Below are 24,699 nucleotides of genomic sequence, written 5' to 3' on the forward strand. Positions count from 1 at the left end.
TTCTCCCCCATTTATAGCCATTTATCCCCAAGCAGGAGGAAACAGTATCCATATGTCGTTTTCTTGATGTATACTAAGTATAACTTCCCTATAATGATAATAGCATAGTACATTTTGAAGGAGACGTTAAAATGAAATCAAAACATAGGCAATTCCTACCAGAACTGCCGGACGTCATGCAAAGTCTCGAACAATTTTATATGGTTACCCGTACAGATCGTGAAGGTTTAATCACCTACACGAATAAGATTTTCTTGGACACTAGCAAATGGACACCGAAGCGGATACTCGGAAAAACATTTTGGCAAATGTTCCCCGATACGCCTGAGGGTCAAGCACAAGCACATCTTATTTGGAATCGCACTTCTAGCGGAAAAACATGGTTCGGCACTGTTGAAAAAATGACACGTCTTGGTCAGCCTTATTTCGTTAAGATGATCGCCATTCCATTCATCAAAGACGATAGCGACTTCGTTTCGCTAACACTTCTCGAGTTGGACGTCACAGACGATGTTCAATTACGCGAACAACTACAACAAATTGCATTCATCGATTTTGAAACAGATCTGATGAGCCGCCACAAACTAGAACTAACTGTAGATGAAGCCATTGCGGAAGGGCGGCACTTCTCCTTCGTCTACATAACGATTGATCATTACTACACGCTGAAGGATCTGCAATCCTCAGAATCGGAAAAAGAACTCGTTCGCTCGTTCACAAATCGTTTGAAAAGATTTTTCCAAGACAATCCCATTGCTCGGATTGGTGTCAATGAATTTGTTGTACTTACCCCTTTCGGTGATTGGTATGTACAAGGATTCCTACAATTCTTGGAACAACAACCGATTTATATCGACAATAACGCTTTACCTTTATCCGTTAGCGGTGGAATCGTTCGTTATCCTGAGGACCAACAGACCTATAATCATCTGATGAAAGCCGCTTTAGCCGCTGCCAAAGATGTGATGGACAATGGCGGTGGGAAAATTGCTTCGCTGTCTGCCGAGTCACATAAAGGGCTCAATCGACGAGCAATCATTGATCGCAAACTGCTATCTGCGTTGAATCAAGACACATTGCAAGTTGTCTATCAACCTCAATTCGACCTTGCGACGGGAAAAATCAATATGTATGAAGCGTTTGTCAGATGGGAAGATGACGAACTCGGACATATTTCACCCGACGAACTCATCCCGGTAGCAGAAGAAAATGGACTCATCCATGAAATCGGTGCATTCGTCCTTGAAAACGCAGCAACTCTCGCAACTACTTTGTATACACAAGGACACGCCGTCAGTATTGCGGTGAACTCTTCCGTGCGCGAGTTTAGCAATTCACGCATGAAAGAAAAAATCACTGAAATCCTTCATCAAACAGGATGTCCTGCAAGTTGTCTTCAGCTTGAAATCACGGAAAAATTCGCGTTCCAAGCCGAAGTTGAGCAGTCTATTATCTCGCAAATGAAAGAGTTGCAAGATCAAGGCATCCGATTTGCACTCGATGATTTTGGTACAGGCTATGCCTCGTTCCGTTATATGCAACATTTGCCCGTTTCAAAGATTAAGATTGACCGGCTCTTCACACAGTCATTATTGACGCATCCAAAGACCCAGCAACTTGTCGAAGGGATGATTCGTTTCGGTAAATCGATGGGCCTCTATGTTGTCGCTGAAGGCGTTGAAACTGAGGAACAATTTAACCTGCTTAAAACACTAGGTGTAGATGGGGTTCAAGGCTATTACATTAGCGCACCTGTTAATGCAGATACTATTCATGTTGATTAGTAAAACGGAGAATCTTTCAAATGAAGGATTCTCCGTTTTTACGTAATTGTCGTCTTTTTCCTTCTCGCTGCCGAACGGAAGACGAGCTGAATAATAACTTCGGCAAAAACTAGCCCCATAGCAATTGCCCCCGACACCATAAATGCACGTGATGCAAATGAAATCGCTGTAATATAGTCGTTCTCGACAGTATGACGCATCGCATTGTACGCCATTCCTCCTGGGACAAGTGGAATAATTCCCGCCACACTAAATATGATCATCGGTGTTCGAAAACGTCTAGCGAAAATATGGGCGACAATGGCGACAGCAAAAGCGCCTAAAAAGGATGCTTGCATCGCATCACCTGATAATTCGTTCGCCACACTATAAACTAACCAGCCTGTCATACCGACAAAACCACAATAGAATAACATTTTACGCGGGGCATTAAAAATAATCCCAAACCCCGTCGCCGCTAGAAAACTCAAAATCGCTTGTATGACCCACGTCAACGTCTCCACCCCATTTTCCATACCAATTACGCCTCGGAGTAATTGCGTCCAGATTTTTTCGAGCAGACTCGAAAAATACCTCTAAAAATCTGTGACATCCACCGAAGGCTTTAACAAAGAGGAAGTGAACTTCATTCCTTCCTGTTAAAAAGATAATACGAAAGCCACGCCTGCCCCAATGGCAAACGCCGTTAAAAAAGCTTCCGCCCCTTTGGATAAACCTGACACAAAATGCCCGGCCATCAAGTCACGTACCGCATTTGTAATGAGAAGACCCGGAACTAATGGCATAACGGATCCAATAATAATCTTATCCAACTCTGTTCCAAGCCCAACATGAATGGCCCCGAAGCTCATCAAACCAACCGTCAATGCCGCGATGAATTCAGCAAAAAAGCTGACTTTCGTCAACTCCTGCATAAGCGTCGCAATGATGAACCCCACCCCGCCAGCAAAAATAGCTATTGGGACATCCGACCAAATCCCTTCAAACAAAATGAGGAAACAACCACTCGCAATGGCCGCCGAAATAATTTGTAACCATAACGGAAACATAACATTCGCCTTTTCAATCGCTTGCAATCGTGCATAGGCTTCTTCAAGTGTATATTCCTGTGCGGATAATTTGCGTGAAACATCATTGACGAGTGCTACTTTTTCAAGATCTGTCGTCCGACTCTTAATGCGAATCAGCTTCGTATGATGCGGACTACCCGGCGTAAAAATGATACCCGTCGGTGTCACAAAGCTATGTGTCGCCGACAACTTCTGCGTCTCAGCCATGCGCTCCATCGTATCTTCTACTCGATAGGTTTCAGCTCCCGCTTCCATCATCAAACGCCCCGCCAACAAACAGCAATCTATCGCCATCTCTTTATCTACCGTTGCCATGCTACACCTCCCTCGGAAGTCCTTTTGAATAATCTTAACGAAATAGGTGACAAATGACAATGAACAAAATGGAAGGTGGACGTGGAAGGACACTTTATGCGTGCTTCGCAGGATACTTGGCGTGGTCCGTACAGGCGATTGCGCACTTCGCAGGACACTTTGCGTGATCCGTACAGGCGATTGCGCACTTCGCAGGACACTTTGCGTGATCCGTACAGGCGATTGCGCGCTTCGCAGGACACTTTGCGTGGTCCACACAGGCGATTGCGCGCTTCACGAGCCCCCTTTAAAAAAGGCCCGACACACGGTCGGACCTTCCCCTCACTTCACTTCATTCCCACACTACCAATCTGCTCATACGTATCGAGCGAGTAACTATTGATGTCCGTCATCGAAATCGTATACAGCACATCTTTACTATACAGCATACGTTGGATTTCTCTTTCCCACTCTACATATTGCTCCCCACGACTTTTTTTCGTCACTAAGTCTCCTTTTAACTTGATGCCATTTTCTGCTGTAATCTCATAAACGAGCGCACCTGAACTCTCGAAGTCCATATAGCCGTCTCTCTCTGTTTCGTTGTAAATACTGATTGGGAAGCCATAGAGTTTGCGTTCTTTATGCTGGAACAGCGCCTTGTGATCATACTGGATTTGCGAATACGTTCCTTTGCCACCGATGATTTCTGTATCCTTCTCTTTCGGATTCGCAAAATCTGACACATCAAATAGAGATATTTTCATGCCCAACGTCGTGATGAGCGGCTCGCCGCCTCCCGGATTTTTCTGTGCCACTGTTTCATAGCCAAATCCAATGAGATGATTGGCATCGAGTGGATGCAAATAGTTGCTGAAACCTGGTATCTTCAGCTCACCAAGTACTTTCGGCGTGGCAGGGTCCGCCACGTCAATGACGAAAAGTGGATCTGTTTCACGAAACGTCACCATGTATGCCTTATCCCCCATAAAGCGTGCAGAGTAAATACGTTCGCCCTTTGCAAGCCCTTCGACGGAGCCCGTAATGGTCAGTTTTTCATCTAAAATAAACAAGTGATTTTTAGACGGCGCTTGCTCATCCCACATATTCCCTTCTGTCGTCGCAACGCGGAAATATCCGTTGTGCTCATCCATCGAAAATTGGTTGAGTATGGTTCCTTTCAGCGTCGCTGAACTTTGGAACGTAACGTCCGTTCCATTCAAGGTAAATTTGAATACCTCTGTGTCTGCAGCACCTCCGCCCCAAACTGTCATGCTCTCGTTCATCGTACGTGCCGCGTCATACATAGTTGCTGTCAAATAAAGATTGTCTGTAGACATATACAGCTGTTCGCTACCACCCAAGTAGCCTTTCGTCACAAACTGACTTTCCGCAGGTGAAGCAAGGTCAATAGCCGTGATGACTGAATAAGAAGGCTCGATGGCTCCAGGTAAAATCGCAATATCTTGATACGCAACTCGCTCCGTAGCGTAACCCACCTTCGAATCATACTTACTTGGACGAAGTACGTCTCCTTCAAGTGTTGCCGCATCCCACACATATGGATAAACACTCGTTATAAAATACAGCGTGTCCTCCGTTTTCCGTGCACCCGTCAAATTCCCTTCAGCACCTACTTCCCGCAGAAGTACAGGTTTTTCAGGATTCGTGACATCATACAATTGCACAGTTGTCATCCCATGCATCGGCTGCATATCCATTGCTGGACCGCCTTTCACCTTCGGTTGCCTATAGTCATATCTATTCCCCAACACGGCAAGCGTTTCACGATGAAGAAATAATTGAGATGGATAAAACTCCCCCTCCATCTTTAACTCCGTTACTTTTCGCATGTTCTGCGGATCCCGAATATCGGTAATCGTAACCGTTCCTTCACCCAACACCGTGTAAATAAAATCGCCATCCGTCTTAACAAGATCCGCTTCATCAACCCCTTCTACTTGGTTATTCGTCGCAGAATAATCCGATGCCCCACTCGTCGCATTCTCCGATTTGGCGCTGTCCTCGCTCACCATATTCTCTAACCCAAATCGCAGCTTTTTTGTGGCAGACTCCTGAAATGCCAGTGCACGTTCAAAATAGGCTTGCAATTCTTTTGCAGATGCAACAGACTCTATCGTTTCATGTACCGTAAACTTGATTTCATTTACCGGCAGACTTTTCAATAACTTGCCGTTCACTGCATTTTTCTTCACATGCAGTGTGTAAGAACCTGGTTCAAGCCTCTTCACATGCACAGTTTTTCCTTCATTATCCAGCGTAATGGTCGCTGTCACTCGCTTCCCTTCCCGATCCGCTACATACAAATCATCTGAACCAATTGCGGTTGCTTTTACGGGCGCTGAAAAATTTGCACGCCAGCCTTGTTCCGTCAGCGCAATGTCCGATGCCGTCACAGTCACTTTGTCAATCAACAAAGCAACCATCACAACAATGATGGTTAAAAATACCGCTACTATTAGCCAAATAGCCGATTTTTTCAATGTAACCAACCCCTTCCCTATCGCTTGTCACACCATTAGACTCCAATAACAAGATTTCGTTTCACTATTTTCTGAAAGATTGAACTTCTCGTTTGTCTTTGGCATACTACAAACAATCGGAGGTGATATTTTATGAAAGTCTTTTCTGTTAAATTATTACTCGAATCCATCGTAACACCAGCTCCCATACCACCTTCAAAAACATTTGAAGAATCGATTATTTTGCTTCGGGCCACACATAAAGAATTGATTGAGCAGATGGTTATCGAACATTTCGTCAATGATACTTATGAAAATGCGATTGGCGGTCAAACGACTTGGCGCTTCGTCAAAATGTTAGACATCTTTGAGCTATCCGATGAATTCGAAGGAGATATCCAGTTCAAGGAAGTGTACAGTCGTTTTTTACCGTTTGATGAAATGATGACTGCTGAAGAGGCCATTCAATTATATGCGCTCGATCAATGACTGACAGCCCCTGACAATATTCATACATTTTCCGTTTATATTACAATCCTTGTGGGCATGACTTCTTAGATAACAGCTGTCTAGGAGGAAATAATTTGCCGAAAGATCCATATGAAAAGATTGATAAACAAGTCCAAGGCCAAACGCAGCCCCAACAACCCGGGGTCGAAGCGGAAATGGAACCGGCACCGATTTATGACGATGAACATTATAAAGGCTCAGGGAAATTACAAGGAAAAAACGCTTTAATTACAGGTGGCGATAGCGGAATCGGGCGTGCAGTTGCGGTCGCTTTTGCCAAGGAAGGTGCGAACGTAGCTATCGCCTATCTGGATGAGCAAGAAGATATCGATGCAGATAAAACCGTAAAACTCATTGAAAAATATGGCGGCAAAGCGCTAAAAATCCGCATTGATATTAGCGAAGAGGAATATTGTGAGCAACTCATTGACGAAGTGATCAATACATTCGGCAGTTTGAATATTCTCGTCAACAATGCTGGAAAACAGTTCCCACAAGATGACATCTCTGCGATTTCTGCTGACCAACTTCGCGAGACATTCGATACCAATTTCTTCGGCCTGTTCTATTTGACGAAAGCGGCATTGAATCATATGACTAAAGGCGATACCATCATCAATACGTCATCTATTACAGCGTATAACGGTTCGGCAGGTTTAATGGATTATTCTGCGACCAAAGGAGCAATTACTTCGTTTACACGTTCACTTGCGCTGAACTTGGCAATGAAAGGAATCCGTGTCAATGCCGTCGCCCCCGGCCCAATTTGGACGCCTCTTATTCCCGCAACGTTTGATAAGCAAAAAGTCCAACAACACGGAGCTGATACGCCAGTAAAACGCCGTGGTCAGCCTGCAGAAAATGCACCCGCTTACGTGTTTTTGGCTTCTCAGGATTCCAGTTACATGACGGGCCAAACCATTCATGTAGATGGTGGCGATTTTGTCGGATCGTAAAAAAACCCCTTTACTTGGAGTACATTCTCCATGTAAAGGGGCTTTCACTTATGCTTCCACTGCTTTCTTCGAATATCTTCTCGTATACAACAACGCAAAATAACCAAATGTAATGGCTAAACACGCGCCCATGAATCCGAGTAAGATACCGTTATTCGTCCAAACGAATGCGGTATCGCCGATCGAGATGGCGCCTTTAAACGCATGGACTGAGTACGTCATGGGTAGTAACGTATTGAAAATTTGCAACGGCGCTGGAATCAATTCAAGTGGGAATGTCCCTGCACTTGTCGTCAATTGCAATATCAGAATGAGAATCGCTACAAAGCGACCTGCGTCACTTAAAATTGATACAAACATTTGCACAATCGCGATGAATGTATAGCTCGTAATAATCGCCGTTAGGATGAATAACGGTGTATTGACCGTTTCCATGCCAAGTGCGTACTTGACGATCACTACCGCAATCAATGCTTGTAACAAACCAACAATCGCTAATACAGACACTTTACTTGTAAACCATCTAAATGCGCCTGTTGGCTTGATTGCCGGTTCTACAAGTGGGAAAACGATTGACAGTAAAAGTGCACCTACGAATAGGCCAAGTGATAAGAAGTACGGTGCAAATCCTGTACCATAGTTCGGCACGTGGTTAATGCTATCTTTCTCGACATCAACAGGTGACCCTACCATGCCATATGTTTTCTCTGTTGGATTCACTTCACTTGCCGTTTGATTGGCTTCTGCTAGTTTCTCTTGCAGTGTTAACGTACCTTCATTCAATTCTCCCATGCCATCTGCCAATGTGACAGAGCCGTCAGCAAGTTCTTTAGATTTTGATGCCAATGTATCCGTTCCTGCTTTAAGTGTCCCTGACCCTTCTGTTAATGAAGCAAGTCCTGCCGCCAAGTCAGCCGAACCTTTCTCAGCCGTTGTTGCCCCTTCTGACAATTTCGCAACGCCCGCTGAAAGTTCTTCGTTACCTGCTGCAAGGGCATTGGCACCTTCCAGTAGTTGCGCTGAAGAACCATTCAGCTTCTGCACGCCCGCCAATGCCTGACTATGCGCACCTGCGAGTTGACCAGCAGCTCCCTTTAGTTCGGTCGCCCCTCCTGATAAAGCACTCGTTCCAGCCGTTAGTTGTTGCATACCGCCAGATAGTTCAGCACTTCCTTGTTTCAGTTGACCAAGTGCACCATTTAATGCAGCCTGCTGTTCTTCCGGAAGCGAAGCAATGATTGGTGCAAGTTGTTCTGCTAATTGATTAATACCGCCATTGACATTCGCTGAGCCCGTTGCCAGTTTGTTCGCTGCCGCATGTAATTCAGCGGTTTTTCCACTTAACGTACCGACAGCTGCACCAAATTCTTGTTCCTTTTGCGCAATTTGGCCGTAACTTGTAGCGAGTTCACCTACACCTGCAGTGTACTGTGTAATTCCATCTTTTAATCCGCCAGCACCTGCTGACGCTTGTTGAGCCCCCGCAAGAAGTTCTTTCGACCCTTGCGATAATGCACCTATCCCTTTAGTTAACTCATTAGCCCCTTTAGCCGCATCACTTGCGCCTTTGGCTAGTTTGTTAGATCCGTCAGCCAGTGTAATTGTGCTGCCTGCTAATGTTTCAAGATAGCCTTTCAACTCATCGGCACCATCCGCCAGTTTCGCCGCACCTTCATGCAATTCACCTGCACCGTCCGCCGCCTCGCCAAAACCGTCACCCATTTCAGCAATGGAATCAAACAACTTTTCCGCATACGTTGACGCTACTTGTTCGTTTACCTCTGCACGAATTCGATCCATTGCCGTTTCACCGATTTGTGCAGAAAGGAAGTTGAAACCTTCGTTCGGCTTATAGACCATCGTTAGTTTCTCAGGTTCGTCATCAAGAAGTGTCGTCGCGTGCTGAGAAAAGTTTTCTGGTATTTCAATGACAACGTAATAATCTTGATTTTTCAACCCTTTTTCCGCATCCGCTTGCGATACTTTCATGAAATTAAACTGCTTACTATCTATTAATTTATCGGTTAGCTCTCGCCCAAGCGCTAACTGTTCACCGTCCATTTCTGCGCCTTCATCTAGATCCACAATTGCGACGGGCAAATCCGCCATATTGGCATATGGATCCCAAAACGCCCATAAAAACATCCCTGCGTACAAGACTGGGATAAATAAAATCGCAATCATTGGCACCATTAATTTTCGTGAACGCAGCAGTTGTTTCCACTCCGCCCAAGTCATTGTTTTTTTCATCTTTACATCTCCTATAAAATCATATTCATCCCGCCATCCATACAAGTGACGGCTTCTGCTGAATAAATAAAAACCATTTGACCATTTCCCTCAAATGGTCATTTTGTAATAAAAAAAGAAGTCTCATAGTAAGAGACTCTTGAAAATGGTCCCACTCAATAACGCAACAATTCGTTCCTCTTCAAGCTCAGCCTCGTGATTCTTTCCCCAATCAGCGACGAGGGCAATATACGCTTTAAATAACAGATAAGCAACGAGCTCCGTGTCACAAGGTTTCAGCTCGCCTTTGGCAATCGCTTTTTCCATTTTCGTTCTTATATACAAGACGATTTCTTTTTCAATCGTCTCCAACACTTCCGTTACTGCTGGTGTACGAAGCTCTTTCTCTTCATCGACCAACTTCGCATACAATTGGTGCGTCTCACGGAAATTCAGCATCCGCATCAATCTCGCATGTGCATTTTGCTCAAACGACGCGCCTTCAACAGCAACTGAATCCGCTTCGGCTCGCATTTCATGGATCATTTTCACGACAATGGCATTGAATAATTCTTCTTTGTTCGCAAAAAAAGTATAGATGGTTCCTTTACCGACATTGGCAATTTTCGCGACCTGATCCATCGTTGTCGCCTTATAGCCAAAAAGTGAAAATGATTTTGCTGCCGCCTCCAAAATCTCCTGCCTGCGATCCATTTCTCCCACCTCATTTCGAAGAGATTAGACGAGTGACCGAAATACGATTACGGTCATTCAGTCATTATATTACACCGGGTGGTGGAACTATGCAAGTTTTTTCTTTGTCAGTCGTATCTTACTTTGCCGTTCTGTTACGATATGCAATCAGCGTCACCACATTTAATACAATCGTAACGATAAGAAGAATTGCACCAACCTTCACCAAGCTCTCCGTGGTATCCATAAGAGCAGTCCAATCATTAATCGTGACTAGGTGGTGGTTATAAACTATCTGGAAAAGCAGCGCAATGGCACAAGCACTGACGCTCATCATAGAAAATGCAACCCAATTCTTATGCTCACCTTGTTTATATCGCATGAGACTGACAACAGGAAGTATCCACGCAACTAATCCAAGCACAAGGCTACCAACATTCAGCCAACCCATCGTATTTACTCCCCCTTTATGTTTTTTGCTAATTAATCCTACTATTGAAACGTTTAAGCGAGGTGTAGGTTTCATTAATTGGAAATGGCTTCACAAATCTAACTCGTTAAAAATGCCTGAAAAGGAATCTCTCCCCTACAGGCACGATATTTATTCCACTTCACTCATCCACTGCTCATAATAAGACGCTAATTGCTCTTTCATGCCAGACAATTCCCCTGTTAACCATTCATACTTCTTCCAATCCGTTTCACATTCCATCTCCTTTTCCAATAAAGTGATGGCAAGTTCAAGCTTCGCAATTTCTGCTTCCACATTCACAACCTTTGCTTCTTTCGAAGGCTTCGTCACCACTACAGGTGCCACTACTTCAACTATCTGCCGACTTTGAAGCTCCTGCCATTTGTCACGTGCCCAGTTATACGGCCCGTCAAACGTTGTAATCACGCCATCTTCCAACCACGCTGTGCGGAAAAATAATTTATTCAAAAAATAACGATCATGCGAAACGGCAATGATGGTACCTGTAAAATCCTCCAATGCTTCTTCGAGCACCTCGCGTGATTCAATGTCCAGATGATTCGTTGGTTCATCCAACACTAGGCAATTGATATCCTGATGCATGAGCTGCGCCAAACGAAGTCTCATCCGTTCTCCACCACTTAAATCCCCGATACGCTTGAACACATCTGGCCCATAAAACATGAATTTTGCTAATAGATGGCGTGACTCTCCCTCTGTCACTTGGACATCTGCCCGAAAAACATCGATAAGACGCGCTTTTGGATCAGCAATTTCAAAATGCTGTGATAAGAATCCTACTTTCACATTGCTCCCCAATTTGCTGAATCCACCATCCACCGATAACTCGCCCAATAAAATCTTCAATATCGTCGATTTTCCACTGCCATTGCGACCAACAATCGCAGTACGATCCTTCCAATACACATGAAAGTCCGCCTCTTTCAATAACAGCTGTTGTCCAAATGACTTCGTGACGCCTTCCATGACAACGACTTCCTTGCCACTGCGCGGTGCAGCTTCAAACGACAGCGCCATTTTCTTCGGGTCAATCAACGGCTTTCGCACCTTCTCCATTCGCTCCAATGCTCGTTCCATATTACGCGCTCGCCGATGCAAGGCTGCGTTCGGTGGATTGGCCTCATTCGCCCACAGACGAAGTCGCTTAATGGCATCTCTCATCTTTTTCATCTTCTTTTGCTGCTCTTCATAATCTTGAAATTCTCGCATCAGACGCTGTTCTTTTTCTTGGATAAAGGAAGAATAATTCCCGTAATAAAGATGGAGTTCTCCCTCTTCCAAATCCGCAACCTTCGTCACAACACAATCTAAAAAATAACGGTCATGCGAAATAATGACGACTGTTCCCTGATAGTCTGTTAAATAGCCCTCCAACCATTCGACCGCAAATAAATCCAAGTGATTCGTCGGTTCATCCAATAGCAATAAATCAGGCTTCGTCAATAACAGCTTGCCAAGCATAATCTTCGTTTGTTCACCGCCACTTAATTGTTCAAAAGAACGTCCGACAAAAGCTTGTAATTGCAAGCCATTGATCACCTTATCGATTTCTGAATCGATAGCATAGCCATCACGATGAGCAAACTCTTCCTGCAAATCGCCGTATTGACGAAGCAATCTTTCCATGTCACCTTGAGGTTTGGCAAGCTCTACTTCCAACTGCTCCATTTTCACTTGCATAGCCTTTAGTTCTTCAAATGCGCTATTCAGCACATCATAGCCCGTTGTTTCTTTAGCGAATGAAGGGACTTGCGCCAAATAACCGATTTGAGTTCCCTTTTTAAAATGCAACGCACCACTGTCTGGTCGCTCCACTCCTGCAATCAGCTTAAATAATGTTGTTTTCCCGCTACCATTGCGGCCGACAACTCCTAATTTATCTCCCGATTTTATGTCCAATGAAAGATTTTCAAATATCATATTGCCACCAAGCATTTTGCTTAGTTGTTGAATTGTACAGATCATTTCTTCCGCTTCCCCTCGTTCTGTTATCACAGCTGGAAGCAACTCCTGAAAAGTATAAGGGTCTAGACAACGCAAAAAAGACCCTGTATAAGCGATCTTTTCCCCTTAAAAATGTATCGTAAGGAACAAATGCTAAACAGCTGTGTGATTACTGAAATTGGCTAAAAAAGGACAGACTTATCCCGTTAGGTGCAATTTCATGCGTAATCGCACATGAAGTAGCTAAATATTCCAATAGACTTTCACGTGCATACACAGTATCTAACATCATTCCCCACCCCCGTTCATGTAATAGTATGAATACTTTAACACGCATTGCTTATTGTTGCAAGACTTGTATAATCATTGGTTGACTTAATTTCTGATGTATGTAAAAGTTTAGATAGACTTAATTTCATAGCGTTTTACACTAGGGGTGCTGCAAAGCTGAGAGAGACCTATGTCTTAACCCTAATTACCTGATCTAGATTATGCTAGCGTAGGGAAGTGATAATTACTGATTCACGCATTTTTTGATGCGTTTTTATCCACTTTCGATTATGCGAAAGTGGTTTTTTAATTTATAAAAGGGGGGATCTTCATGCAAGCCATTGAACAATTACTAACGCAAGTAGACGAACGACAGGACGAACTTATCAAGCTTACAAAGGCACTAATCCAATTTGAGACACCAAGTCCGCCTGCCCGAAATACAAAAGAAGTGCAGGACTTTATCGCCCAATTTTTACGGTCCCTCGATTTTTCTATCGACCAGTGGGATGTGTATCCAAATGATCCGAACGTTGTGGGTCTATTGAAAGGAACGGATGCCGAACGGTATAATAGCTTAATTATTAACGGACATGTTGATGTGGCGGAAATAGATGAGCACGAGCAATGGGAGACAGGCCCCTTTCAACCAACGATTCAAGACGGACATTTGATCGGTCGGGGTGCGGCAGATATGAAAGGTGGACTCGCCTCCTCCCTGTTCGCCATTCAATTATTAAAAGAAGCGAATCTCAATCTCTCTGGTGATTTGATTTTCCAATCGGTTATTGGTGAAGAGGTCGGCGAAGCAGGAACATTGGAATGTACCAAACGAGGCTATACCGCTGATTTTGCGGTTGTTGTCGATACGTCCGATCTGCATATTCAAGGGCAAGGCGGCGTCATTACGGGATGGGTAACGATTAAAAGCCCAACTACCCATCATGACGCGACGCGAAGAAGTATGATTCACGCGGGCGGCGGTCTCCATGGGGCAAGCGCAATTGAAAAGATGATGAAAATGATTGCTGGATTACAAGACTTGGAACGCCATTGGGCGGTCGTAAAAAGTTATCCCGGATTCCCTGCCGGCTCATCGACCATTAACCCAGCTGTTATTGAAGGCGGTAGACATCCCGCTTTTATCGCAGATGAATGCCGATTGTGGATTACTGTTCATTTTTATCCCAACGAAACGCATGAGCAAGTCGCCCAAGAAATTGAAGCACATTTACGTAAATTGGCTGACAGCGATTGTTGGTTGCGTGACAATCCCCCCACATTTGAATGGGGTGGAACATCGATGATCGAGGACAAAGGAGAAATCTTTCCTTCATTAGAAATAAATGCAGATGTCCCTGGCATTCGAGCATTGTCGCGTTGCCATGAATCTCAATTAAACAGGCCAGCAATTGTTGACTATTCTCCTACTGTCACGGATGGTGGGTGGCTTGGGGATGCTGGAATCCAGACAGTCATTTACGGTCCCGGTGACTTACAAAATGCACATGCAGTAAATGAAAAAGTCCGTATTGAACAGTTGACTGATTTTACAAAAGTGATGATTCGATTTATGTATGAATGGTGTAACACACAAAAAAGCATTCGGTAATATCCCCCATCGTCCAATCAGTCTTCCCATTTGCAGAAGAGTGAAATCGATTTGCAACACGTTGAAGGCGGCGCAGCTGCTACGCACAAGGACATTGCGACAAATGAAAATCCCTTTACAGTGGCTTATTTGAAAGTTTGATTTTAAAAAGGCTGTCGTAGAAAATCAGTTTTTACTGACTTTCTGGACAGCCCCCTAGTCTATTTAATGACCATACGATTCTAAGGCGTTCACGCCATGCGCAAGTGCAGATCCCGCTTTTAAAGCAGTAGCAACCATAATTGATTCCGCAATTTCTTCTTTCGTCGCTTTAGCTCTTTTAGCCCCCTTTACATGACCATCTATACAGTATGGACATCCTGTCGTATGGGCAACTGCAATTGCAATAAGCTCCTTTTCTTTGACGCTGAGTAAGCCTCGTCTCATCGCTTGCTTGTCGAAGGTGAGGAAGGCCTTAAATGTCTCCTCATTGATTTCAAGAAACTCTGACATTCTATTGATATAGGAAGCTTTATACAGCTCTTCATCTTCGATTTGATCATAGGCATTTAAAGCATTCACTCCATGGGCAAGTGCCGAACCTGCTTTTAGCGCGGTAGCAATCATAATTACTTCCGCCATTTCTTCTTTTGTCATCCCTAATGCCTTTGCCTGCTTCACATGAGTGTCAATACAATAAGCACACCCTGTCGTATGTGCTACCGCTACTGAAATCAATTCTTTCAACTTGGCAGATAAATGTCCGGCAGCCAAAGCATGCTTGTTAAAATTAACAAACGATTGAAATGTGTTGGGTGCCAATTCCCCCATTTCTCCAAGTCGGTTCTTATTCGTTTGTTTGTATAATGTCTGTTGAGTTGTCATCTGCAATTCCTCCCCTAATATTAAGAATTATTATTACCCTATTTTCAAACAATATGTTGAGCTTCCATTGAACGAACAGCCTTTTCCATTTGTGTAACCGCTCTCTCTACAATTGCACGAGGACAGGCAAGGTTCATTCGAACAAAACCTTCGCCTCCTGGACCAAATACGTAGCCTTGATTCAACGCGACTTTTGCTTGTGCTAAAAACAACTTCTCCAATTCCTCTGCTGTAAATCCTAACTCTCGACAATCAATCCAAGCCAGATAGGTCGATTCCAAAGGACGAACCTTCAAGGCTGGTAAATGAGTTTCAAAGTATTCCGTTATAAATTGTAGATTTTCATAAATATGATCCAAACATTCTTCTAACCATTGTTCTCCGAAATTATAGGCAGCTTCCGTTGCAGCTACTCCGAATGTATTCGTCATTCCAAGAAAATACTTTTCAGTTTCCGCTACAAATGCTTCTCGCAACGATTTATTTGAAATCATAATATTTGAGGCTTGCAAGCCTGCAAGATTAAACGTTTTACTTGGCGCCGTACAAATAATGCTGTTATCGGCAAACTCCTCTGATATAGCCGCAAATGGGGTATATACATTCGGGTTAAAGACGAGATCCGAGTGAATTTCATCGGATACTACCAGGATATTATGTTCTAAACAGATATCCCCAAGTCGTTTTAGTTCCTCTTTAGTCCATACACGTCCCCCCGGATTATGCGGATTACAAAGAAACAACATTTTAACCGAAGAATCTATTTTTGAAATCAAATCTTCAAAATCCATCTCATAGCGATCACCAGTATATAGAAGCGGGTTAAAGACAACTTGTCGATTGTGACTCTCGATTGATTTCATAAACGGATAATAAACAGGCGGCTGTACAATAATCTTATCCCCAGGTTCACTAAAAGCTTGTACGATTAAACTAAGTGCAGGAACGACGCCAGGACTTGAACAAATCCATTCTTTTTCAACAAGCCAATTATGCCGCCTTTTCATCCAAGAGATCACAGCGTCATAATAGCCTTCCATTCTTACCGTATACCCGAATATGCCGTGTTCAGCTTGCGACTGAATGGCTTGTATCACTTCATCAGGGACTTTGAAATCCATATCCGCAACCCACAGGGGAAGCAAATCCTTTTCACCGAATAATTCCTCCGTTGCATCCCACTTCACACTTGACGTGTTATGACGATTAATCACTTTGTTAAAATCGTATTTCATCTTAAGGATCTCCTTTCCATTCATCAAACTTTGTCTATATTCTCACTTCATGTTAGTATAGCAACTAAACTATAAAACACCAACGCTTTATCCATAAAAGAAGGATATATGGTTACCCAGTCAAGAATCTGAAATTAGTATGACAACCAAACTATTTACCGTCAATACTAAACTTTGAAAAGTAAAATCAATCTATTAATTCAACTATTTCCATTCAAATTGAAACAGAAAACTCCCGTCATTATTATTAGACTCACTTAATTTCAAGTGACTTTATTGAAAAAATTGAAGTCTTATATTTGAGATGTCCATGTAACAGTCCAACAGTTAAAAACTTATTCGATGTCTGCTGTATCGTTCCCTAGTCGTATCAGAATATTCTTTTGCTCCAAAGTCCTTTCAAACATTGCAGCACAAATGTATTTATAATTTTTTCATTGCTAAAACGCCTGCTAATATCGCGCCCAATAAACCTGCTCCGACTAAAAAGTACAATGCACTGCTATAATTACCCGTCAAACTGATGAAAAAACCAAACAGAACTGGAGAAAGCGCTCCGAACCCAACTGCTATTCCATTTAAAGTTCCCGCAGCGGTAGAGATTGCTTTGCTAGGAACCATACTCTGCAGCAACGTAAAGATAGCAGGCACGGCCATCGTTACAACACCTTGACCAAAAGCGATTAACACGGCTGCAAGGTAGTTATTTTCAACAATTGTTCCAAAGTAAACTCCTACACAACAGAGAAGTTCTGCCAGTAAGATAACAGGTGCACTTCTCCCTATTTTGTCACTCAAAAAACCAGAGCTGGCGCTGAATAGGATTCCAAATAGAAATGGTAAAGCTGCTAACCATCCCATTTCTGCCCAAGAAAATCCACGTGCTTGTTTCAAATAACTCGGTAACCATGTTGCTAATCCCCAGCCGATAATGGAAATGGTTCCGAAGGTAAAGACCAATAACCAGAATTGATAGTTTAAAATGAATGGTTTTACCCGTTCCCAGAAAGACTCTTTTACTGAGGTATTTACGTTCTGATCTTGCTCGACTTTAGCAATTTCTTCTTCAATATATTTGAGTTCCAGTTCATTAACCTTTTTATGCTTTCGAGGGGTATCTGCAGTATAAAACCAAATCAAACTTAATGGAATTAAGCTCACTATAAGAGCGAAAAAGAAAGTTGACTGCCAAGAGAACGTGACAACAAGGAAGGTGAAAATCGGTATAGCCACTGCTTGAGATAACGATTGACCGACAACCCATGTTGAATTCGCACGCCCTCGCTCCTTCGGCGGGAACCAATTCCTAACAAACGTGTTCTGCATTGGATAATAAAATCCTTCTCCAATTCCCAATATGATCCTAGCAGCAATTAGCATAGCAAAGCTACCCGAAATCCCCCCAAGGAATAAGGAAATACATATAAGGATATAGGCCATTACCATTGATTTACGCGGTCCTAAATAGTCTCCCAGCGGGGCTAATACGACGTTAGCAATGGCATAGGCACCCAAAAACGTAGTCATCAATAGCCCAATTTTTACCGGGTCCCCAAGTATCCCCATTTGAGTGAGAAATTTTTCATCTGCTACTATAATTGAAATATTAACACGGTCTAAGTAAAGAACTGTAATCCCAATAAGCATAATCACAAGTAGATGAAAACGCTGCCTGGATGGCTTACCTGTTGTAGTTTCTTCCACGATTTTTAATTCTTCCGAAACTTTTGCCGTCATATATTCCACCCCATTTTTTACGAACTATTGGTCCAACTCGAATTTCTAGTTTCCATGTTTTAAAAATACCGAGGGATCAAACAAACTATTTATATCCATATCGTTGCTGACCTAAAATCTGCACCCCTTAGGCTGACAAATCAACCTCTGAAAAATGTATTCTTTATGCTTGCTTCAATGCCTTAACGAGGGAGAAGATTCGTCTGAACAAATAGATCTTCTAAAGTTTAATCTGTTTCTCGCCTAAAATTAGTTGTTTTTTTCATTTTGAAGAAAATCTATCGCGTATTGAACTGTTGCAGCGACACCTAATTTCAGGACATCTTCATCAAGATCGAAATAAGCATTATGATGTTCCGCCCCCGTCCCTTTTTCCTCATTTTGAATACCGACGAATGCAAAGACACCTGGGAAATGCTTTTGGTATTGGGCAAAGGGTTCGGATGCCATCCAAGCAGGATGATTCATAATAGCATTTGCACCGAGCGATGATTTGACCGCATTCTCTGCAATTGAAGAACATCGTTCATCGTTGTAAACCAATAAATCGACCGCTTTTGGCTTTGCTATAAATTCGAATGTGCAATGATGTAAATCACATATCTTTTCCAAAAGTCGAATAAACTGTTGTTCAGCCTTCACGCCTTGCTCATAATGCAGGTATCTTGCCGTTCCACTAAAGCCCAAGTCTTCAGGAATCACATTGGCGGCTCCTCCTGCTGAAATCTGCCCAATTGAATAGGTGATCGCTTGAAATGGGTCAAGTGCATTTAACCGCATGGCCCGTAAAGACTGATAAAAATCCGTAAAACAATCCAAAGGGGATATCGCTAAGTCCGGTCTTGAACCATGACCACTCTTCCCTTTAAGCACCACGTCAAATAGAAAAGCAGCTGCCATCCGTGGTCCGGGATCCACCGAAATCTTCCCCGAGGGCAAGTCCGACTTGAGGTGAATTCCCCAGATTCCGTCCGCTCCTATCTCAAGTAGTCTTTGTAAAAGATTTTGAATACCTCCCCCGATCTCCTCCCCTTGTTCAAAAACAAGAATCACCTTACCATTCACCTTGTCCTTATTTTGGGTTAGTATTTTTGCCGCGCCAAGGAGCATTGCCGTATGTCCATCATGACCGCATGTATGGGCAGCACCCTCATGTTGTGAAATCACTACTTTTTCCTGCTTTAAGTTTGTTTCTTCCTCATCCATTGGGAGTGCATCCAAATCTGCCCTTAAAATGATGCTCTTCCCCCCGTTCTCTCCTTCGATTATTCCGATAATACCGCCATCTGGAACAATCTCATACGGAATGCCCATTTTCTCCAATTCTTCTGTAACGACTTTCATCGTTCTTACTTCTTGCATACTAATCTCGGGGTGTAAATGCAAATCCCTTCTTATATCAATTACATATTGTTCCACTTTTTCAGCCAGCAATAATGGTCCCGTATTATTCATACGTAAATTTAAGTGTTCAACAAAATTCGATGTGTTCACAAAGTAGCCTCCATTTCATTACTTTTAAAAAGGGGTTCTTCCCTAACATGTTAAAGTTATAACCAAAATGAAAGGGCTTACAAATTTGATGATAAAAATCAATTCGTTTACTAAAACACCTCCATATCGCCGAGTTAAGCAATGATTTCCAGCGATATTTATTTTCCTGACTAGGAATTTAAAAGTAGTATAGCAACTAAACTATCCAGCGTCAACTACGAATTCAGAAAAGTTAGACCAATCCACAAATTCAATGATTTCTATTTGCAAAGTTGGACTATGAACGTTTTTACTTCACATTAAAACATAAATCCCCGTCATTTAGACATAAAATACAAGCATGCTATACTAATAACAGCGATATTTACCAAGCAAAATTCTCTTTTAAATTCATTTTGAACTAGGATAACTGTTAACGAGGATGGAGGAGTGAAGATGGACAAGGAGAAAATTTTCCACGAAATGATGGAAACTGTTTATGAATATTCAAGAAAAATAAATGCCTATGAAAGCATTCCCCGAAAATACGGGACCGAAGATGAACTATACATGGTAGAAGCCCATACCATCAATCTCATCGGAGATAAAGTCCAAACAAACATCTCAGAGCTTGCAGAATTGACCAATAAAACAAAAGGCGCCCTTTCCCAAATGGTGGATCGCCTTATCAAAAAAGGAATGGTTATCAAGTCAAAGAACCCACTTGATAACCGGGAAGTCATTATCCAATTAACTGAAAAAGGGAAAGTCGTTTATGATTTTCATAAAAAATTGGATAAACTGGAATATCGAAGACTTTTAAAAGATCTGCCTGAATTTACAGCGGAAGATTTTTTAAAGTATACCCAAATTTCAACAGTGCTTCTGAATGGCGTTAAACTCTAAGTTTGCAGCCATGACAAAGTTGACCTGCTAACCGTAAGGATTTTCCCTGAGTTACAATTCGATTTGACAAACGTATTTAAAGAATGAAAAATAACCCACCGTCCGGAGAATAGATACCGTACGGCGGGCTATTTAATATGAGGTATATCCTACGCCAATTGCTGCTCAGCAAATTCCCGGTACAGCGCATGGGATTGCGTCAATTCGTGATGGGTTCCCATGCCTGTCACTTGCCCGTTTTCGATAAAGATGATTTTATCTGCATCGACAATTGTGGATAGCCTGTGGGCGATAACAAATGTTGTGCGTCCCTCCATTAATCGCGTGAGCGCTTCTTGCACGACACCTTCCGATTGGCTGTCGAGGCTTGCGGTCGCTTCGTCCATCATTAATATTTTCGGGTCCCGCAGAAAAGCCCGGGCAATCGCAATACGCTGCCTTTGCCCTCCTGAAAGTTTGACACCGCGCTCGCCAACTTCGGTATCCAAACCTTTTGAAAAGCTTTTAATAAATTCATCCGCATAGGCCATTTCAGTAACTTCCCACAGTCGTTCGTCCGGAATACTGGCACCATTCTCTAAACCGTAGCATAAATTTTCACGAATCGTCCCCGCCATCATGGCACTTTCTTGTGACACATAGCCAATTTGACTGCGCCACGAGGCCATCGATAGCTCTTTAATCGGTACATCACCAATGCAAATTTCACCAGCCGTCGGTTCATAGAATCGTTCCAACAAGCCAAACATCGTCGTTTTCCCTCCGCCACTCGGTCCAGCAAAGGCAATCATTTCACCTGGCTGCGCTTCGAAAGATATATGACTAATGACTGGCTCATCTTCCTCATAAGCAAATGATACGTCCACCACTTGAACGGGCTTACCTGTAATATCCATCGCCAAGCCAGCCTGCCCTTCTTCCAATGGTAGCTCTAAAATATCGATAATCCGCTCTGTTGCGCCTTTTGCTTTTTGCAACTGCGTAAAGAACATCGCAAAGGATGTAATCGGGAAAATGATTTGGAATAAATAGAGTAAGAAGGCAACAAGCTCCCCTGTTGACATCGTGCCGCTTGCAACACGCATACCGCCGTAACCGATAATCATGACGATGACGACCATAACCACCAAATACATAAAAGGAGCAATCAAAGCGGTAATACGCGCTTCCTTCAAGCCAAACTTGAGTAACTTCTTAATGCCCGCTTTGCCACTTGCCTCTTCATTCAATTCCGCATTAGAAGCTTTCATTAAGCGTATTTCACCAAGCGTTTGTTGAATATTTCCTGTAAAAACAGCCGTTTCATCTTGTAAGCCCCGAGAGATTTTTGCCATTCTCGTTCCCAAAGGCACCATGATCGCCACCGTAATAGGCACTGCCAGTAACATAATAAGCGTCATCTTCCAGTCCATCACAAGCAGAATAATGACCGCACCAATGATCGAAATGATTCCCGTAATGAATTGCGGAAAATGTTGTGTAATCAATTCTTTCACAATTCCTGTGTCATTGACAACACGGCTGACCGTTTCCCCACTCGATTCCTTATCGAAATAACTGACCGGCAAACGAATCAGCTTTACCCACATCCGTTCTCGTAACCTCGCCACGACCTTTTGTCCGACATAGCTTAGTAAATAAATCGAGACCCCATCAATAACCGCTTGGGCAATAAATGCTACCCCAATCGCAATCATGATTGGGACACTTAGCGAAGCGACAGAAAAGCCATCCACTAGATTTTTTGTTAACAGCGGAACAACCAAACCCGCAAGCGTTGTCAACACGCCCGCTGTTAAACCAATCGCTAATGCGAGCTTCGGGATTCCTGTAGATAAAATAAGAGAGAAAAACGGCTTCAAGCCGGTTTGTTTCTTGTCCATTATGTATCACTCCCATCTGATTGACGAACTATTTGCCATCCATCAGATAGACAAACACTTACAATCAATCTCTCCCCTATTCTACAACATCCAGGCAGATTTCAACTGCTTTCACGCCCTTTAAAAATAACAAAAAAGATTAGAAAGGACCACAATCTCCGCGCCCTTCCTAATCTCTTATTACTTCGCTACACAAATTTCCAATTTCTTCAATTGTTCCACCGCTTTTTGTATGTTCTCCACTTTCTGCACAAGCGCCAATCGGACAAACCCAGCACCTTCAGAACCGAATATGCTGCCCGGAACCATGACGACGCCACATTGCTCAATGACTTCGAAGACAAACGCTTTATCATCCATGTCATACGGATATTTCGCCCAGACGAACATGCCGCCATTGGACGGTGTCGCTTCCCAACCGATGTCACGCATGCCCGCCATCAATACTTGATGACGCTCTGTAAACACTTTGCGCAAACGATCGGTAATTTCCTCTGCGTTATCCAATGCCGTAACCGCCGCATCTTGTATCGGTCCAAACGTTCCGTAATCTAAATTAGACTTCAACTGTTTAATGATGCGAATCATCTCCGCATTCCCAGCAATATAGGCGATGCGCGCACCTGCAAGACTGAAGCTTTTCGATAAGGAGTTGATTTCCATCCCAACTTCCATTGCCCCTGGTGTTGCTAGGAAACTAATCGGTGAGTCACCGCTAAAATAATATTCCGAGTAAGCAGCGTCATGCAGCACAAGGATATTATGTTTCTTAGCAAACGCCACCACTTTGTCGAAGAATGTCGCATCTGGCAACGCTGGAACTGGGTTTCCAGGTAAATTTAAAATTAGCAATTTCGCTTTCGCCGCAACATCTGCAGGAATGGCATCCAAATCCGGTAAAAAGCCATTTTCTGCACGTAGCGGCATGTAATAAGGAACGGCTCCAGCGAGCTTAATGCCCGTGTCATAAGCCACATAAGCAGGATTCGTCGTCAGCACGATATCCCCTTCATTACAAAAAGCGAATGGTAAATGGACAAGTCCTTCTTGAGAACCCATTGTCTGAATGATTTCTGTTTCTGGATTTAACGTCACACCTGAACGCCGTTGGTAATAGTTCACAACAGCCTCGTTAAATCGTTTGGTGCCGCCAAGTGTGTAGCCATATGTAGTTGCCAACGCGCTTTGTTCGGATAATACACGTCGAACTTTTTCATCTGGTGGAAGGTCTGGACTTCCAAGACTTAAATCAATCAATTCAGCGCCTGTCGCTTTTTTCGCTTCGGCAGCTGCTTTTAAATCTCCAAAAATAGCTGGTTCAAATATGGACATTTTGAGAGATGGTTCGATTTTCAATATAAAGCACTCCTTACTAGATAAATAACTCCAATTGCTATTCTACCACAAGGTTTATCACTATTGGGAATAAACACAGTTGTAAGAATACTAACGCGGAAAATCCTGAAGAAAACGTTCCCTCAGGATTTCCACATTATCATTTAGGACTGGGTGCCTCCACTTAAATACACTTCTTCAAACGGTTGAATGATGACAAAGCCTTCACCCGAAAACTCCATTTGAATAGACTCGCCACTACCTCGACCAAGAAATGTTCGGAAGCTAATATCGGTGCGGAACTCAGGCGTTAAATCGCCCGACCAAGCGACCGTCGCATTGGGATCTGTTACAACTGGCTCTCCAGGACGAACAAGCAACGTTAACGGTTCAAAATGCGTCGTAATCGCAACTTTCCCTGTTCCCCATAATGTCACATTGAACAATCCACCCGACATCATCCCCGCCACTTTGCGCATCAGTTTAATATCCCACTCAATGCCCGGTTCAAACGCCAAAAGGTCATTACCATTTACCGTAATCGATTCATTATTCAAATCGAAAATAGTAATCTTTTTCCCTTGATCCGCTAAGTATAATCGACCATTCCCGGTTGCTTTCATCAATGAAGTACCTTCACCTGTAAGTGCTTTTTTGAACATCATGCCGACCCCATGCTCCAGCATTCTTTCCCGTTCGAATTTAATCTGCCCCGTATAGGAAATCATTGAACCCGTTTTCGCCCATACCATGTCTGATAAATTCACTTCCAAAATACGCGGTGTTTCCAATTCAAAGTACTCACTCACCTGATCGTCCTGTTGCGTTTGTTTAATGAATTCACTAATTGTATACTTGCCCATTCAACTCTCCCCTTTCGACCATTCACACTGCCTATACATACGTGTGGATTGGGGAAAAGATTCAA

The 24,699-nt window shown here is 43.2% G+C and carries 20 protein-coding genes and 1 riboswitch; of the genes, 5 read left to right on the top strand and 15 right to left on the bottom strand.

Annotated features, from left to right (window positions below; genetic code table 11):
* Positions 1–131 precede the first annotated feature (131 nt).
* Positions 132–1,784 (top strand): EAL domain-containing protein, encoded by a 1,653-nt coding sequence (locus MKY34_RS00680; RefSeq protein ID WP_342513338.1) that lies wholly within the window; start codon positions 132–134, stop codon positions 1,782–1,784.
* Positions 1,785–1,822: 38 nt separating this feature from the next.
* Here the strand turns inward: MKY34_RS00680 and MKY34_RS00685 are convergent, their stop codons facing one another.
* From MKY34_RS00685 to MKY34_RS00695, 3 genes are all read right to left on the bottom strand, one after another.
* Positions 1,823–2,278 (bottom strand): threonine/serine exporter family protein, encoded by a 456-nt coding sequence (locus MKY34_RS00685; RefSeq protein WP_342515154.1) that lies wholly within the window; start codon positions 2,276–2,278, stop codon positions 1,823–1,825.
* 144 nt (positions 2,279–2,422) lie between these two features.
* The gene (locus MKY34_RS00690; protein ID WP_342513339.1) at positions 2,423–3,169 is read right to left on the bottom strand and encodes a threonine/serine exporter family protein; all 747 of its coding nucleotides are present in this window, start codon (positions 3,167–3,169) and stop codon (positions 2,423–2,425) included.
* A 326-nt stretch (positions 3,170–3,495) separates the two neighbouring features.
* Positions 3,496–5,652 carry a beta-propeller domain-containing protein gene (locus MKY34_RS00695; RefSeq protein WP_342513340.1) on the bottom strand — a complete coding sequence of 719 codons (2,157 nt, stop codon included), beginning with the start codon at positions 5,650–5,652 and terminating at the stop codon, positions 3,496–3,498.
* Positions 5,653–5,784: 132 nt separating this feature from the next.
* On the opposite strand from MKY34_RS00695, the gene MKY34_RS00700 reads away from it, so the two are divergent.
* Entirely contained in the window at positions 5,785–6,120 is a 336-nt protein-coding gene (locus tag MKY34_RS00700; RefSeq protein ID WP_342513341.1) for a DUF4288 domain-containing protein, read from the top strand.
* 95 nt (positions 6,121–6,215) lie between these two features.
* On the top strand, positions 6,216–7,097 hold the full coding sequence (locus tag MKY34_RS00705) for an SDR family oxidoreductase (protein WP_342513342.1): 882 nt from the start codon (positions 6,216–6,218) through the stop codon (positions 7,095–7,097).
* A 48-nt stretch (positions 7,098–7,145) separates the two neighbouring features.
* Here the strand turns inward: MKY34_RS00705 and MKY34_RS00710 are convergent, their stop codons facing one another.
* The 5 genes from MKY34_RS00710 to MKY34_RS00730 form a co-directional block, all read right to left on the bottom strand.
* On the bottom strand, positions 7,146–9,347 hold the full coding sequence (locus MKY34_RS00710; protein WP_342513343.1) for a YhgE/Pip domain-containing protein: 2,202 nt from the start codon (positions 9,345–9,347) through the stop codon (positions 7,146–7,148).
* A gap of 123 nt (positions 9,348–9,470) precedes the next feature.
* On the bottom strand, positions 9,471–10,040 hold the full coding sequence (locus MKY34_RS00715; protein ID WP_342513344.1) for a TetR/AcrR family transcriptional regulator: 570 nt from the start codon (positions 10,038–10,040) through the stop codon (positions 9,471–9,473).
* Between the two features lie 118 nt (positions 10,041–10,158).
* Positions 10,159–10,470, bottom strand: a complete 312-nt coding sequence (locus tag MKY34_RS00720) for a hypothetical protein (RefSeq protein ID WP_342513345.1) — start codon at positions 10,468–10,470, stop codon at positions 10,159–10,161.
* A gap of 150 nt (positions 10,471–10,620) precedes the next feature.
* A complete protein-coding gene (gene abc-f, locus MKY34_RS00725) occupies positions 10,621–12,507 on the bottom strand; it encodes an ABC-F type ribosomal protection protein (protein ID WP_342513346.1) in 1,887 nt (628 codons plus the stop codon).
* Between the two features lie 118 nt (positions 12,508–12,625).
* Complete coding sequence (locus MKY34_RS00730; protein WP_342513347.1) at positions 12,626–12,748, bottom strand: RAxF-45 family protein; 123 nt, start codon at positions 12,746–12,748, stop codon at positions 12,626–12,628.
* Positions 12,749–12,878: 130 nt separating this feature from the next.
* Positions 12,879–12,979: riboswitch (TPP riboswitch) on the top strand.
* 78 nt (positions 12,980–13,057) lie between these two features.
* Between MKY34_RS00730 and MKY34_RS00735 the strand changes: the two genes are divergently transcribed.
* A complete protein-coding gene (locus tag MKY34_RS00735; RefSeq protein ID WP_342513348.1) occupies positions 13,058–14,338 on the top strand; it encodes an acetylornithine deacetylase in 1,281 nt (426 codons plus the stop codon).
* Between the two features lie 204 nt (positions 14,339–14,542).
* Here the strand turns inward: MKY34_RS00735 and MKY34_RS00740 are convergent, their stop codons facing one another.
* The 4 genes from MKY34_RS00740 to MKY34_RS00755 form a co-directional block, all read right to left on the bottom strand.
* Positions 14,543–15,202: a carboxymuconolactone decarboxylase family protein gene (locus MKY34_RS00740; RefSeq protein WP_342513349.1), complete on the bottom strand. Its 660-nt coding sequence runs from the start codon at positions 15,200–15,202 to the stop codon at positions 14,543–14,545.
* A gap of 44 nt (positions 15,203–15,246) precedes the next feature.
* Positions 15,247–16,437 (bottom strand): MalY/PatB family protein, encoded by a 1,191-nt coding sequence (locus MKY34_RS00745; RefSeq protein WP_342513350.1) that lies wholly within the window; start codon positions 16,435–16,437, stop codon positions 15,247–15,249.
* A gap of 423 nt (positions 16,438–16,860) precedes the next feature.
* Positions 16,861–18,174 (bottom strand): MFS transporter, encoded by a 1,314-nt coding sequence (locus tag MKY34_RS00750; RefSeq protein ID WP_342513351.1) that lies wholly within the window; start codon positions 18,172–18,174, stop codon positions 16,861–16,863.
* Between the two features lie 249 nt (positions 18,175–18,423).
* A complete protein-coding gene (locus MKY34_RS00755) occupies positions 18,424–19,668 on the bottom strand; it encodes an amidohydrolase (protein ID WP_342513352.1) in 1,245 nt (414 codons plus the stop codon).
* A 435-nt stretch (positions 19,669–20,103) separates the two neighbouring features.
* On the opposite strand from MKY34_RS00755, the gene MKY34_RS00760 reads away from it, so the two are divergent.
* The gene (locus MKY34_RS00760) at positions 20,104–20,553 is read left to right on the top strand and encodes a MarR family transcriptional regulator (protein WP_342513353.1); all 450 of its coding nucleotides are present in this window, start codon (positions 20,104–20,106) and stop codon (positions 20,551–20,553) included.
* Positions 20,554–20,702: 149 nt separating this feature from the next.
* Here the strand turns inward: MKY34_RS00760 and MKY34_RS00765 are convergent, their stop codons facing one another.
* The 3 genes from MKY34_RS00765 to MKY34_RS00775 form a co-directional block, all read right to left on the bottom strand.
* Positions 20,703–22,436, bottom strand: a complete 1,734-nt coding sequence (locus MKY34_RS00765) for an ABC transporter ATP-binding protein (RefSeq protein WP_342513354.1) — start codon at positions 22,434–22,436, stop codon at positions 20,703–20,705.
* A 180-nt stretch (positions 22,437–22,616) separates the two neighbouring features.
* Complete coding sequence (locus MKY34_RS00770; RefSeq protein ID WP_342513355.1) at positions 22,617–23,792, bottom strand: aminotransferase class I/II-fold pyridoxal phosphate-dependent enzyme; 1,176 nt, start codon at positions 23,790–23,792, stop codon at positions 22,617–22,619.
* Between the two features lie 143 nt (positions 23,793–23,935).
* Positions 23,936–24,634 (bottom strand): AIM24 family protein, encoded by a 699-nt coding sequence (locus tag MKY34_RS00775; protein WP_342513356.1) that lies wholly within the window; start codon positions 24,632–24,634, stop codon positions 23,936–23,938.
* Positions 24,635–24,699: the final 65 nt, after the last annotated feature.

It is taken from the genome of Sporosarcina sp. FSL K6-1522 (assembly GCF_038622445.1).
GTDB lineage: Bacteria > Bacillota > Bacilli > Bacillales_A > Planococcaceae > Sporosarcina.